The sequence below is a fragment of the Phaeobacter sp. JH20_08 genome (genome assembly GCF_048056635.1).
Taxonomy (GTDB): domain Bacteria; phylum Pseudomonadota; class Alphaproteobacteria; order Rhodobacterales; family Rhodobacteraceae; genus Phaeobacter; species Phaeobacter bryozoorum.
Genome location: NZ_JAYMVV010000005.1, coordinates 362817 through 376866, shown reverse-complemented (window position 1 = coordinate 376866; position 14050 = coordinate 362817). Strand labels below are relative to the sequence as shown.

The window sequence follows — 14050 nt, the reverse complement described above, 5'->3', positions numbered from 1 at the left end:
GATCCGCTGTTGCGGAGGGCGGCGTATTTTTTTTCAGTTTTTTGGTGCCCTACGGGAACCAACCGTTCGGTTACGCGTTTCGTCACAGATCATATGCTTAATCGGTGGGTGATGACGTGGAAAAAGAGATGGAACTTCTTGGTACTTTGCTGCGGCATTCCACGTTGCCGCTGTCGCTGATCAATCCCGAAGCCGAGGAGCTGGAGCTGGTTTTTGTCAACCGGGCCTTTGAACAGGCGACGGGTTACCGGGCGCAGGATGTGATCGACCGGCCGTGTCCGCTGTTCCAGGGCCCTGCGGTTCAGGAAAGTTCGGTGAGCCAGCTGAAACACGCCCGCGATATGTGCAGACGCGGGTCGCAAACGCTGTGGAACTACAATGCCGAGGGCGAGCCCTTTGAATGTCTGACCTATATCGACCCGATCACCGTTTCACCGGGCAATGTGGTCCTGCTGGGCTGTCACTTTCCGCTGTCGCCGCAGCTGTCATCATCACCGCCGCCGACGGCCAACCGCGAGGATGCTGGCGCGCCGCAAGCTGAGGCAGGGAGAGCCGCCGATGGTGGATCGAACCGGGCCGAGGAAGTGATTGGCCTTCAGGATCAGAAAGATGAGCTGCTGGACTATGCCCGCAAGGCGCTGATGCGCTGTCTGGAGATGCGCCGCAACACGCTCTACAGCCGGATTGATCTCTACTTCAATCGCCGTCGCGGCAATCTTCTGGGAGCGGAACCGCAGGATGTCGATGCCGCCGCCATGGCCCGCGATCCGCTGCTGGGACCGCGGGCGAGCCAGGCCTGACGACCCGGCCCGCATTCAGTGATCAGGCCGTCGGCTGACGGCCAGAGCGACGTTTTCAGCCGCGACCGCGATAGGGCGGCACGCCCTGATCCGGGATCCAGACGCCCTCCGGCAGCGGTCCGGTCTGCCAGAAGACATCAATCGGAATGCCGCCACGCGGGTACCAATAGCCGCCGATCCGCAGCCACTGCGGCTCAAGGTAATCGGCCAGCCGACGCGCAATGGACACGGTGCAATCTTCGTGGAAGGCGCCGTGGTTGCGGAAGGACCCCAGAAACAGCTTGAGCGATTTGCTCTCGACCAGCCATTTACCCGGCACGTAGTCGATGACCAGATGGGCAAAATCGGGCTGGCCGGTCATCGGGCAGAGTGATGTGAACTCCGGCGCGGTGAAGCGCACGTTGTAGGCGACGTCGGCCTGCGGGTTCTGCACCCGCTCCAGCTCTGCTTCGTCGGGGTTGCTGGGCATTACGGTCGCGCCGCCCAGCTGTTTCAGATCCTTGTAGATATCGTCACTCATCTTCTTTTCTCCTCAGGTCTCTCGGCCTAGACACCGCGCTTGTTGCCCCAGACCAGCACATGAAGCTGTGGCAGCACACGGGGGGTAAACCAGCGGTCTCCGGTTACCTTTTCAATCAGCCATTGCAGACGTTCCGTGGCGGCGGTCAGGTCCACCGGTTTATCCGGGTCCACCTCCGGGTTGCCGGGTTGCAGGTAGAGCGGCAGGTCCGGCAGGCGTTTTGCAACGGCCCGCGCCCAGTCATAATCCCGGTCGTCGAAGATCACGATCTTTACCACGGTTTGCCCGCACCCCTTTGCAGCCTGAAGGCAGTGGTCAAATTTCTGCCAATCCACCTTATGGCCGCTGGAGGGTGGTTTCGGGCTGAGCACCAGCGTGTCCAGCTGGGCAAACCAGGGCTGGTTGATCGAGCCCTGCGTCTCGCAGGCAAAGCGATAGCCCTCGGCCTTTCCGCGTGCGATCAGCTCGGCAAAGTCCTGAATGGCCGGGTTGCCACCCGAGAGCGAGACGGTCAGCGGCTGGCCGCCGCTGAGCTGCGTGACCTCTGCCCAGACATCGCTTGTGGTCATCGGGATCCAGGTCTCGCGGTATTTGCTGTCAACCGCGTGGAGACTGTCGCACCAGCTGCATCGGTAATCGCAGCCGCCAGTGCGGACAAAGACGGTTGGCTCCCCGATCAGGGCGCCTTCTCCCTGGATCGTAGGTCCGAAGATTTCGGCAATGCGCAGGCTCATGGTCGGTACTCGGCCCATGTTTTCGGCGTCTCCGATACCCGCACCGCAGCGGTTTCGGGCCAGCGCGCGACACACCATTCGTAGAAATGACGGGCCATGTTCTCGGCGGTCGAGGGGCCGTCCATCACATCGTTCAGATGGCGATGATCAAAGCTGCCGTCGATGTAATTCTTCAGCGGTGCCAGCTCGTGATAATCGCGGACAAAACCGTCGCTGTTCAGCTTGGCGCCGGCCAGTTCGACCACGACGATGTAATTATGCCCATGCAGCCGCGCGCATTGGTGATCGGCTGGCAGATGGGTCAGCTGATGTGAAGCGGAGAAGTGGAACTCCTTGGTAATGCGGAACATCAGGCGGCCCCTTCCTTGATGGCTGTCCGCCAGAAATCGGGGTCCGCGTAGACTGTCGGATCCTCAACGCCTGCCAGATCGAAGGCCTCACGGCGTTCAACGCAGGTGCCGCAGCGCCCGCAATGATGTTCGCCACCCTTGTAGCAGGACCAGGTCTCGGCAAAGGGCGTGTTCACCGCCGCACCTGCGGTGACGATGTCGCCTTTGGAGCGATGCACGAACGGTGTCACCAGCGCCACATCGGCATAGCCGTCCAGCGCCATGCGCTGCATCGCGTCAAAAGCATCGGTGAAGGCCGGGCGGCAGTCCGGGTAAATGAAGTGATCGCCGCCATGCACCGCCGTTGCCACAGCCGTGTCGCCCTTGGCGGCGGCAATCCCGTAGGCAATGGTTAGCATGATGGCATTGCGGTTGGGCACCACCGTAACCTTCATGGTCTCTTCGGCGTAGTGCCCGTCCGGCACATCAATATCGTCTGTCAGGGCAGAGCCGCTGAGTGCCGCGCCGATCGAACGCATATCAATGATCTCGTGGGGAACCCCGAGCCGCTCTGCGCAGGCGGCAGCATAGTCGAGTTCCTTGCGATGGCGCTGTCCGTAGTCGAACGAGACAAGGCGCGACAGCTGCCCTTTGGCAGCGAGCACATGGGCGAGGGATACCGAATCCAATCCGCCCGAGCAGATGACAAGTGTTTTCAAGTTTTCAGTCCTTGTTTTGATATCCGGGTAGGCTGCGACCGGAAAGGCGTGCGTATAGCGACTGCCGTTAACTACGGCAAGATATCCACAGTATTTTTCCGCGACGTCAGATCAGCCGATGATCTGACCAGTTCACGCGGTGAAATCTCATTCTTTCAACGCATTGGGCTTAACATGAGAAAGGCGCCCTCCACCGGGAGCGCGCCTGACTATTTCTGGAGGCCTATTTTTTTGGTCGGAGCCTCGCCGCTCAGCCCGGATTGGGGGACAAGCGTTAACCCAGATTCTCCTGACTGTAGGCTTTCAGCTCGGCGCGGGCGACCTGCCTGCGGTGCACCGCATCCGGCCCATCGGCAAGGCGCAGGGTGCGCACATGGGTCCAGGCCTGCGCCAGCGGCGTGTCCTGGCTGATGCCCTGCCCTCCGTGCATCTGCACCGCCTCGTCGATCACCTTCAACGCGACACGGGGGGCAACCACCTTGATCTGGCTGATCCAGGGTGCTGCGGCGCGTGCATCGCCCTGATCCATGTACCATGCCGCCTTGAGACAGAGGAGCCGGGCCATTTCGATCTCCATCCGGCATTCGGCGATGATATCGTAGTTGGCACCAAGCTGGGCCAGCGGCTTGCCAAAGGCCTCGCGGCGCAGCGAGCGGCGGCAGAGCTGTTCCAGCGCGCTTTCGGCCTGGCCGATGGCGCGCATACAATGGTGAATGCGCCCCGGCCCAAGACGGCCCTGCGCGATTTCAAATCCGCGCCCCTCGCCCAGCAGCATGTTTTCAGCAGGCACACGCACGTCTGAGAAGCGGATGTGCATATGGCCGTGGGGGGCGTCATCGTGACCGTAGACCTCCATCGGGCGCAACACCTCGATCCCCGGTGCATCCGCAGGCACCACGATCATCGACTGGCGCTTGTGTTTGGGCAGCTCGTCGCCGCCGGTGCGCACCATGACGATATAGACCTTGCAGCGCGGATCCCCTGCGCCTGAGGCCCACCATTTTTCGCCGTTCAGCACATAGTCATCGCCGTCGCGCAGGCAGGACATGGCAATATTGGTGGCGTCCGAGCTGGCGACATCCGGCTCCGTCATCAGATAGGCCGAGCGGATCTCGCCCTGAAGGAGCGGCGCCAGCCATTGCTGTTTCATCGCCTCGGTGCCGTAGCGCTCAAACACTTCCATATTGCCGGTGTCGGGCGCGGAGCAGTTGAAGACCTCTGCCCCCAGCGGGGTTTTTCCCATTTCCTCAGCAAAGTAAGCATATTCGACGGTCGAGAGGCCAAAGCCCTTGTCACTGTCGGTGAGCCAGAAATTCCACAGGCCGTCGGCCTTGGCCTTGGCTTTCAGGCCTTCGAGGATTTCGGCCTGCCGGTCGGTGTATTGCCAGCGATCCCCCTTGCCGATCTCGGCGTGATACTCGGCCTCCATCGGCATGATCTCGTCGCGGATCATCGCCGCCACCCGATCCAGAAGCGCGCGGTTTTCGCTGCGCATACCCAAGTTCATGTCCATCCCGGCGCCTCTTTGTGTTGTTTCCCTTGGCGGCAGCATGGCGCGGGGGTTGTGCCGCTGTCCAGCCGCGTGACGGGACGTCACAGATGGATAGGCATCGCAGGACAGAAAAACGGGCCCCGAAGGGCCCGTTTCGCAAGCGGTTACTCTGCCGCCTCGGCGTAGTCTTCCATCGGTGGGCAGGTGCAGACCAGATGGCGGTCACCGTAAGCATTGTCGACGCGGTTGACCGGCGGCCAGTATTTGTCGACCCGGAACGCGCCCGGAGGGAAGCAGCCCTGTTCGCGGGAATAGGGGCGATCCCAGTCCTTAACGAGATCTTCCATCGTGTGAGGCGCGTTTTTCAATGCGTTATTCTCCGCATCCATTTCGCCTGCCTCAACTGCGCGGATTTCCTCGCGGATCGACAGCATGGCCTCGCAGAAGCGGTCCAGCTCGGCCTTGGTCTCAGACTCGGTGGGTTCCACCATCAGGGTGCCCGCGACGGGCCAGGACATGGTGGGTGCGTGGAAACCGCTGTCGATCAGTCGCTTGGCCACATCGTCCACGGTGACGTTCGCGCTGGCCTCAAACGGGCGGGTGTCCAGAATACACTCATGCGCAACGCGGCCTGTCGGCCCCTTGTAGAGTACGTCATAGGCGCCTTCGAGACGTTTGGCGATGTAGTTGGCGTTGAGGATCGCCACCTTTGTCGCCTGCGTCAGGCCCGCACCACCCATCATCAGGCAATAGGCCCAGCTGATGGTCAGGATAGAGGCCGACCCGAAAGGCGCAGCCGAGACCGGCCCTTCCTGACCGCCGGTTTCTGGGTGGCCGGGCAGATGCGGTTGCAGATGCGCCTTCACGCCAATCGGTCCCATGCCGGGGCCACCACCACCGTGGGGAATGGCAAAGGTCTTGTGCAGGTTTAGGTGGCTCACATCGCCGCCCAGATCGCCGGGACGGGACAGGCCCACCATGGCGTTCATATTGGCACCGTCGATATAAACCTGACCGCCGTGATCATGGGTAATTTTGCAGACCTCATGCACGGTTTCCTCGAACACGCCGTGGGTCGAGGGGTAGGTGATCATGCAGCCTGCAAGGTTTTCGGCGTGTTTCTCCGCCTTTTCGCGGAAATCCTCGAGGTCGATATCGCCGTTTTCTGCGGATTTCACCACGACAACCTTCCACCCCACCATCTGGGCGGAGGCCGGGTTGGTGCCATGGGCCGACATCGGGATCAGACAGATGTTGCGGTGGCCCTGACCGTTGGCACGGTGATAGGCCGCAATGGACAGAAGGCCCGCGTATTCCCCCTGCGCGCCGGAGTTGGGCTGCATGGAGATCGCATCATAGCCGGTGATCTGGCACAGTTTCTCGGACAGATCGCTGACCATCTCTGCATAGCCCTGCATCTGATCGGCAGGGGCAAAGGGGTGGATATTGGCGAACTCCGGCCAGCTGAGCGGCATCATCTCGGCGGCGGCATTGAGCTTCATCGTGCAGGAGCCAAGCGGGATCATCGCCCGATCCAGCGCCAGATCACGATCCGCGAGGCGGCGCATGTAGCGCATCATCTCGGTTTCGGCCCGGTTCATGTGGAAGATCGGATGCGTCAGATAGTCAGACGTGCGGTGCATGTTTTCCGGCACGCGGTATTCATGGGTGAAGTCATCGTCCTTGCGGCGAATGCCAAAGGCGCGCCAGACCGCTTCGATGGTCTCAGAACGGGTGACCTCATCCAATGTGATACCAACGCGGGTTTCGCCAACGCGGCGCAGGTTCAGCCCCTCGTCCACCGCCGATTTCAGCACCGCCGATTGCAGCGGCCCCACATCAACGGTGATCGTGTCGAAGAAGGATCGGGGATCAACGCTGAACCCTGCCCCTTCCAGCCCACGGGCCAGACGCACGGTCTTACGATGGATGCGCTGCGCGATGGCTTTCAGCCCCTTGGGGCCGTGGAAGACCGCGTACATCGACGCCATCACCGCCAGCAGAGCCTGTGCAGTACAGACGTTGGAGGTCGCCTTTTCGCGGCGGATGTGCTGTTCACGGGTCTGTAGCGACAGGCGATAGGCGCGGTTGCCATGCGCATCGACCGAGACGCCGACAATCCGGCCGGGGATCGAGCGTTTGTAAGCATCCTTGGTCGCCATATAGGCCGCATGCGGACCGCCTGCGCCCACCGGCACGCCAAAGCGCTGGGTCGAGCCGACAGCGATATCGGCACCCATGGCACCCGGCTCTTTCAGCAGCGTCAGCGACAGCGGGTCGGCTGCAACGATGCCGATGGCCTTATGCGCGTGCAGCTGCGCGATGTGGTCGGTGAAATCGCGCACATGACCGTAGGTGCCGGGGTATTGGAAGATAGCGCCAAAGACCTTATCCGCCTCCAGCTTGTCGGGGTTGCCGACGATGACCTCGATCCCCAGCGGCTCGGCGCGGGTCTGGATCACGGCAATGTTCTGCGGGTGACAATCGCGGTCGACAAAAAACGCCTTGGCCTTCGATTTGGCGACCCGCTGCGCGACGGTCATTGCCTCAGCGCAGGCTGTGGCCTCGTCCAGAAGCGAGGCATTGGCGATTTCCAGGCCGGTCAGATCCGAGATCATGGTCTGGAAGTTCAACAGCGCCTCAAGACGTCCCTGGGAGATTTCGGGCTGATAAGGCGTGTAGGCGGTGTACCAGGCCGGGTTTTCCAGAATATTGCGCTGAATGGCGGGTGGGGTCACGGTGCCGTGGTAGCCCTGCCCGATCAGCGAGGTTTTCAGAACGTTCTTGCCTGCGACCTCACGCATGTGATGCAGCAGCTCGCGTTCCGACAGAGGACGGCCAAACTCCAGCGCGGCGGCCTGACGGATGGTGGCAGGCACCGTTTCGTCAATCAGCGCATCCAGGCTCTCGGCGCCAACCACGGCAAGCATGTCGTCCATCTCTTCGGGAGACGGGCCGATATGGCGGCGGTTGGCAAAGTCATACGGCAGATAGTCCGTGGGTTCAAAAGACATGTGTCGCCCTCTTCAGCAACAGGAGGTTAAGGCAGCGGAATGCTGCGGGCTGGCCCGGTGGTGCGGATTGGCACCGCGATAGGTGCGGGAACAGCGATCAAAAAACCCCGCCGCGCGGAATGGCGCAGGCGGGGTGCAAGGATCAGCCGATGAAGTCCTTGTAGCCGGCTTCATCCATGTAATCGTCCATCGGGGACAGATCGGACGGCTTGATCTTGAAGAACCAGGCGTCGCCCTGAGGGTCTTCGTTGATCTTGCCGGGGTTGTCGATCAGGGCGTCGTTCACCTCGACGATCTCGCCGTCCAGCGGCGCCAGGATATCGGAGGCTGCCTTTACGGATTCGATGACCACGATTTCATCATCCTTGGAGACTTCGGTGCCGACCTCGGGCAGTTCCACAAAGACCACATCGCCCAGCTGCTCTGCCGCGTGGGTTGTGATGCCCACCGTGATCAGATCATCGCTCTCGGCCAGCAGCCATTCGTGTTCTTCGGTGTATTTCATCAGTCTCTTCCTTTGGAGATCGCGCCGATCTCAGCGCTTATGGCAGCGCGCCCTGGTGGACGGCTGCGGTTTGGGTGTCAAAATCTGCGGCATCACAGGCATGGCACGAGCCGCCGGAGCCAAGCACCGCCCGCAGGGAACTGCCCCGGCCAGCCCGACTGGCGCCGGTATCGTTCCTATTTGCCTGGTCTCAGCAGTCATGCCGATCCATCCCATGAGTTCAGGGCCGGTCCGATCAGGAATGATGGCATGGTCCCGGCATCCAATCGTCACGCAGGCAGAACCTGCGCAATGTGATGCCCCCTCTGTCCCTTTGCCTGAGATCGTTATCCCTTCGGCGCCCTGGTGTGATCAGGGTCTCTCCAGAGTACGTCACGTTTACGGTCCCTTTGGCCTGAGAGTTTCCGGGGCGGTTGCTCCTTCGGCACCAGTGTCGGCAGGCAATTCCTGCTGCAATGGTTCTCCCGCATACGCCTGTATACGGTACCAATAACGGATGTCTCGTTCAAGCTGCAATCGCGGTCTCGAACGCATTTGAACCGCTGCAATCAGGCACCGCCGACCGACCGCGCAACGGCCCTGCCGGAACCGGTCAAACATCAGTAAAGGTTAAAGTATTCAGCCTGCTCCCATTCGCTGACGGTATCGAGGTAGCGGGACCATTCGACCTCTTTCAGATGGGCGAGATAGTCGACCACATCGCCCCCCAGAGCGATGCGAAACAGGTCGGATCCGCTGAAGGCCTGCAACGCCTGTCCAAGCGAGCGCGGCAGCTTTTGCGCGTCGTCGGAATAGGGCGATGCCGTGGGCGGCGGCGCGCGTCGCCCGGAGGCCAGCCCCTCGCTGCCCGCGATGATCTGCGCGGCCAGCGCGAAATAAGGATTGGCACTGCTGTCGGGCGCGCGATTCTCGATCCGGCTGGAGAGGTCGCCGGGGCGCATCAGGCCGCGCAGCATGGCGCCGCGATTGTCCTCTCCCCATTGTATCCGGTTGGGCGCCAGCTGGTATGGCAGATACCTTTTGTAGCTATTGACCGTAGGGGCAACCAGCAGCGAGGCCGCCTCGGCATGGGCGAGCAGCCCGGCGATCCAGCCACTGGCCTCTTCCGTCAGCTCGCCCTCAACCTCGGGCATGAACAGATTGCGCCCGGTGCTGGGATCTATCAGCGACTGATGGATGTGCCAGCCATTGGCCATCGCGTGATCCTGCCGCGGCTTGGCCATGAAACTGGCGTGTAATCCCTGAGCGGCACAGACTTCCTTGACCATGGTGCGGAACATCACCATCGCGTCCGCCTGCGTCATCGGATCGGCCGGATCGAAGGTGAACTCGAACTGGCTCGGACCCATCTCGATCTCGACAGTGCGCACCGGCAGGCCAAGCGCCTGCGCATTGCGTCGCAACCTGTCCAGAATCGCCTCGGCCTCGCCGTAGCGGGTTTCGGTGAGATACTGGTAGCCCTGAATGAGGTTCCGGGTTTCGATCGGAGCCCCGGGCATCCCCTGCTGCGCATGGCCCAGCGCCGGGTCCACACGTTCGAAGATCTGGAATTCAACCTCCAGCCCGACCACGGTCTTCAGCCCCTGTTCTGCCAATGTCTCCACCGCCCGTTCCAGCACATAGGCCGATCCGAATGGGACGACGTCGCCATCGTGGAACGCGACATGACAGAAGATCCAGGCCGAATGTGGGGACCATGGCAGCACGCGAAAGGTCTCCGGGCGCGGCACCAGCAGCACATCGCTGGCGCCCTGCATCGGCGTCACAACCTCCTCGGGGTTTTCGCTCCACACCGGGAAGGCGGTGCGATGGGCGGTATCCTTCAGCAACAGTGTCGACGGCACCGCGATTCCCTGCTCAAACAGCGACCTCAGACCGGCGGCGACCAGCGTCTTACCCCGCAGAATGCCGTGTTGATCGGCAAAGAGGACGCGCACGGTTTCCACGCGAGCGGCTTCGCATTGCGCCAGCACCGCCTCGCCCGCGTGACAGGCCTGCTCTGTCAGCAACCCCTTGCGCGCAAGCGCCCCCTTGATGAGTGACGTCGTCATCTTGTGATCTGACCTTCTTCTGTCCACGCCTTCGATATGTGCCCCGCCGCTCATGACGTTGCGTCGGTCTTCCCCATATCACACCCTTTGCAATGTTTTTGTTATGCAACTGGATAATTTAAGCTTGAACTAAAAAACTAGTTCAGGTCCAGTCTCTTATCAGAGGCGAGGCACATAAAGCTGCGAATTGAACGCAGGGCACAGCGCAGGGCCGAAGACTGGAACTGACAGACAACCCAGGGTGACGGAGGCAGGGGCACCTACAGAACACCGATGATGTTTCAGACCGATGCGGACACGGGCCGTACCTTGTTCGATCTGCGGTCGGTGCTACCGGGATACGATCCATTTGATCCCCTCCCCCGGTGCAAGCAGGCGCGCTGACAAGTATTTTTTGGATGAGAAGATGAGTGAACAAGACCGTAATATTTCCTCAAGCTTTGCCAAGGGGCTGGCTGTTCTGGCGGCGTTTGACGCGGCTACTCCGACGCTGACGCTGGCAGATATCGCACGGCGCACCGGTCAGGATCGCGCCACGGCGCGACGCGGGGCGCTGACGCTTGTACAGGCCGGGTATCTGCGCCAGCAGGGCCGGGTCCTGTCGCTGACGCCGCAGGTGCTGGCGCTGTCCGGCGGGTTTCTTCAGGCCAATCAGTTTGGCCGCAAGGTGCAGCCGGTGCTGAACCGCCATGCCCGCAGCCTTGGCGCTGAGATTACGCTTGCGACGCTGGATCAGGGGCGGGTGTTGCTGCTGGCGCAATCCACGGTCGAACATGCACCGGTCACCTATGGGTTTACCGCCGGCGCTCATATCCCGCTGGTCCATACCAGCCTGGGGCGGATGCTGATGGGCTGCCTGTCGGACGACGCGGCTGCCGAAACGTTGGCGACGGCGGATATCCCCCGCCACACCGAGCAATCCCTGACCGAGGTGGATCAAATCCTCGACCGGGTGCGCACCGCGCGGCAGCGGGGCTATGCGGTGACCGACAGTGAGTTCGAAACCGGGATCATCGGTTACGCCGTGCCGGTATCGCGCCCCGATCAACGGCCTATCGTGGTTGGCAGTTCGTCCCCGCGGGGGATGAACCCGGCACAGGACACCGAAATCTCGCTGCGCGCGTTGCAGCTCTGCGCGGCGGAGCTGCGCCAGAGCCAGGCGCTGGCAGATCTGTAACGCTGCCCGCATCCGATATTCAAAATTTCGCGAAGGATGTTATCCGCAGCGCCCCTCTTGGACCCCCATCGGCAAGCCCGCATAAATACGGCACCCATCACGAAAGGATCGCCGATGACCGCGCCGCGTTATTTCACCCCCAAGGGAGGCCACCCCGGTCAGGAGCAGCTGCTGACCGACCGCGCCATGTTCACCGATGCCTATGCCGTCATCCCCAAGGGCACAATGCGCGATATCACCACCTCATATCTGCCGGGCTGGCAGGGGATGCGGATGTGGGTCATCGCCCGCCCCCTGAGTGGCTTTGCCGAGACGTTCTCGCAATATATCGTTGAGCTGCAACCGGATGGCGGCTCCGACAGTCCCGAACATGACAGCGCCGCGCAATCCGTGCTGTTCGTGACGGAGGGCAAGCTGGATCTGACCGTCGATGGCGTCGCGCATCACCTGGAACCGGGCGGCTATGCCTATATCCCGGCCGGGGCGGCCTGGACCCTGCACAACAGCAGCGACAGCACAGCAGGGTTTCACTGGATCCGCAAACGCTGGGAACCGGCGCCCGGCGTCGAGAAACCCGCAGTTCTGGTCACCAACGAGCGCGACATTGCCCCCAGCGTCATGCCCGACACCGAGGGTCGCTGGACCACCACCCGTTTTGTCGATCCGGCAGATCTGTCGCATGACATGCATGTCACTATCGTGACCTTTGAACCGGGCGGCGTCATCCCTTTCCCCGAGACCCATGTGATGGAACACGGGCTCTATGTTCTGGAGGGCAAGGCCGTCTACCGCCTTAACCAGGATTGGGTCGAAGTTGAGGCCGGTGATTTCATGTGGCTGCGCGCCTTCTGCCCGCAGGCCTGCTATGCCGGGGGACCGGGACGCTTCCGTTACCTGCTATACAAGGACGTCAACCGGCACATGCCACTAAGCCCACCGCGCTAACCAAGGCGGCGCATCGCCATTGCCAGAACGCACAGCTGCGCTAAGGTAAGTGACATGTTGCAAGACAGTCTCGCGGGTCGATCTCGCCCCGCGAGGTCAGCCATGGAGCCTGCGCCAATGTCGATCATATCTATCGTGTTCACAGGTCTTGCGCTGGGGCTGATGAGCCTGCTGGCGGTGCTGAGCACCCGTGCGGGTCGTCCGGCAACCATCGCCGCCGCTGCCGCCGCCCCGCGCAGGGCCGCTGGCCGCAAGATGACTGGCATCGCCTTTGCCGTGGTGACGGGACCGTTGCTGCTCACCCTGCCGGGTCCGGCTGATGCTGGCACCGAACCGGAGACACAGGTGACCGTGGTCAATGTGCTGGGGCGCAGCTGGCATGTGGCCCCGGAGGTGACAGACACAGGTCGCAACACCGGCAGCGCGACGGGACGCTACATGGCGCAGCGCCAGAACGCGGAGCTACAGCCGTTTCGCCCGCCTGCGGTACTGACAGCGCGGCAGGCCGTGCGCGCCTTTCACGCTGCAACCGGGTGCCGGGCCCGGGTCGAGACGATGGTGCGCTCCATCAATGGGACGTATTTCGCACAGTTGGCCTGCCCCTAGGCGCACTCCGCCGTGGTTCGCGTGGCCCCGCCCCGCGGCACAGGCGTCGATTTGAAACACCGCGCGGGAAATTGTGACCGAAACCGGAGCAGGATTGCCGCTCTAGCGGATTGAGCCGCGCGCCGCGCCCTGTCATAGCTTGGCCATGAAACTTGCAATCAACGGATTCGGCCGCATCGGCCGCGCTATTCTGCGCCAGATCCTGACGACGCCGCGCGGTGCCGGGATTGAGCTGGTCTGCATCAACGATATCGCACCCTTGGACATGTGCGCCTATCTGTTTCAATACGATAGCACCTTTGGCCCCTATCCCGACGCGGTTGCGATCGAGGGCAACAACCTGCGGATTGCCGACCGGGTGATCCGGTTCCACCAGACAGCCGACCTCAGCACGCTGGATCTCACAGGCGTCGATGTGGTGCTGGAATGCACCGGCATCGCGCGAACATCGGATGTGGCGGGACGGGGGCTGACGGCCGGGGCGCGCAAGGTGCTGATCTCCGGCCCCTCGCCCGCCGCCGAACGCACGATTGTGCTGGGCGCAAACGAGGCCGATCTGGGCGATGGCGCGATCATCTCCAATGCCTCCTGCACCACCAACGGGCTGGCCCCGCTGGTCAAGCTGCTGGACATGCTGCTGGGCATCGACAGCGCCCATATGACCACGATCCACTGCTACACCAATTCGCAGCCGATGGTGGACGCACCGCGCGGCGATTTTGCCCGCTCCCGTGCCGGGGCGCTGTCGATGGTGCCAACCACGACTTCTGCCACCCATCTGATCGACGAGGTACTGCCGCATCTGGCTGGTCGCATCAGTGGTGCTGCGGTGCGAGTGCCAACCGCCAGCGTGTCTGCGGTGGATCTGGTGGTCAGGACCAGCCACCCGATGGCGGCAGACTTCGCCGATACCACCCTGCGCACTGCGATCGAGGCTTCGCAGGTTCTGGGATGGACCGAGCAGCCGCTGGTCTCATCCGATCTGCGTGCCCGAGCTGAATCGCTGGTCCTTGCCGGACCGGAAACCCGTCGGATCGGCAATCACCAGCTGCGGGTGTTTGGCTGGTATGACAATGAATGGGGATTTTCCGCGCGAATGCTGGATATGGCCGCGCTGATGGCAGGGCAGAGCTGAAAAGAGGCGACTGTCTGCGACCA

General features: G+C 62.2%; 13 protein-coding genes and 1 riboswitch. Of the genes, 5 read left to right on the top strand and 8 right to left on the bottom strand.

The window, feature by feature from the left end:
• Nucleotides 1-128 precede the first annotated feature (128 nt).
• Nucleotides 129-800, top strand: coding sequence for a PAS domain-containing protein (locus VWY75_RS03795; protein WP_416537299.1), 672 nt, complete (start codon nt 129-131; stop codon nt 798-800).
• Nucleotides 801-855: 55 nt separating this feature from the next.
• Here the strand turns inward: VWY75_RS03795 and queF are convergent, their stop codons facing one another.
• The 8 genes from queF to VWY75_RS03755 all read right to left on the bottom strand — a co-directional run bounded on the left by queF (nt 856) and on the right by VWY75_RS03755 (nt 10164).
• Nucleotides 856-1320, bottom strand: coding sequence for a preQ(1) synthase (queF, locus tag VWY75_RS03790; RefSeq protein WP_340544567.1), 465 nt, complete (start codon nt 1318-1320; stop codon nt 856-858).
• A gap of 26 nt (nt 1321-1346) precedes the next feature.
• Nucleotides 1347-2054: a 7-carboxy-7-deazaguanine synthase QueE gene (queE, locus tag VWY75_RS03785; RefSeq protein WP_340546281.1), complete on the bottom strand. Its 708-nt coding sequence runs from the start codon at nt 2052-2054 to the stop codon at nt 1347-1349.
• Nucleotides 2051-2404, bottom strand: a complete 354-nt coding sequence (gene queD / locus VWY75_RS03780) for a 6-carboxytetrahydropterin synthase QueD (protein WP_260075073.1) — start codon at nt 2402-2404, stop codon at nt 2051-2053. Before queD ends, queE begins: the two co-directional genes overlap by 4 nt.
• Nucleotides 2404-3102: a 7-cyano-7-deazaguanine synthase QueC gene (gene queC, locus VWY75_RS03775; protein ID WP_416537298.1), complete on the bottom strand. Its 699-nt coding sequence runs from the start codon at nt 3100-3102 to the stop codon at nt 2404-2406. The genes queD and queC overlap by 1 nt, the downstream gene beginning before the upstream one ends.
• Nucleotides 3103-3376: 274 nt before the next feature.
• The gene (locus VWY75_RS03770; protein ID WP_340544563.1) at nt 3377-4615 is read right to left on the bottom strand and encodes an acyl-CoA dehydrogenase family protein; all 1239 of its coding nucleotides are present in this window, start codon (nt 4613-4615) and stop codon (nt 3377-3379) included.
• A gap of 143 nt (nt 4616-4758) precedes the next feature.
• Complete coding sequence (gene gcvP / locus VWY75_RS03765; RefSeq protein WP_416537297.1) at nt 4759-7608, bottom strand: aminomethyl-transferring glycine dehydrogenase; 2850 nt, start codon at nt 7606-7608, stop codon at nt 4759-4761.
• Between the two features lie 142 nt (nt 7609-7750).
• Nucleotides 7751-8113 (bottom strand): glycine cleavage system protein GcvH, encoded by a 363-nt coding sequence (gene gcvH, locus VWY75_RS03760; RefSeq protein ID WP_340544561.1) that lies wholly within the window; start codon nt 8111-8113, stop codon nt 7751-7753.
• 295 nt (nt 8114-8408) lie between these two features.
• Nucleotides 8409-8489, bottom strand: a riboswitch (glycine riboswitch).
• Nucleotides 8490-8712: 223 nt separating this feature from the next.
• Nucleotides 8713-10164, bottom strand: a complete 1452-nt coding sequence (locus VWY75_RS03755) for a glutamine synthetase family protein (protein ID WP_416536329.1) — start codon at nt 10162-10164, stop codon at nt 8713-8715.
• Between the two features lie 406 nt (nt 10165-10570).
• Here VWY75_RS03755 and VWY75_RS03750 point away from each other — a divergent pair, with 406 nt between their 5' ends.
• The 4 genes from VWY75_RS03750 (at nt 10571) to VWY75_RS03735 (ending at nt 14027) form a co-directional block, all read left to right on the top strand.
• Complete coding sequence (locus VWY75_RS03750; protein WP_340544559.1) at nt 10571-11341, top strand: IclR family transcriptional regulator; 771 nt, start codon at nt 10571-10573, stop codon at nt 11339-11341.
• Between the two features lie 114 nt (nt 11342-11455).
• On the top strand, nt 11456-12286 hold the full coding sequence (locus VWY75_RS03745; RefSeq protein ID WP_416537296.1) for a bifunctional allantoicase/(S)-ureidoglycine aminohydrolase: 831 nt from the start codon (nt 11456-11458) through the stop codon (nt 12284-12286).
• 117 nt (nt 12287-12403) lie between these two features.
• Nucleotides 12404-12892, top strand: a complete 489-nt coding sequence (locus tag VWY75_RS03740; RefSeq protein ID WP_416537295.1) for a hypothetical protein — start codon at nt 12404-12406, stop codon at nt 12890-12892.
• A 145-nt stretch (nt 12893-13037) separates the two neighbouring features.
• Complete coding sequence (locus tag VWY75_RS03735) at nt 13038-14027, top strand: type I glyceraldehyde-3-phosphate dehydrogenase (RefSeq protein WP_416536326.1); 990 nt, start codon at nt 13038-13040, stop codon at nt 14025-14027.
• The last annotated feature ends 23 nt before the right edge of the window (nt 14028-14050 follow it).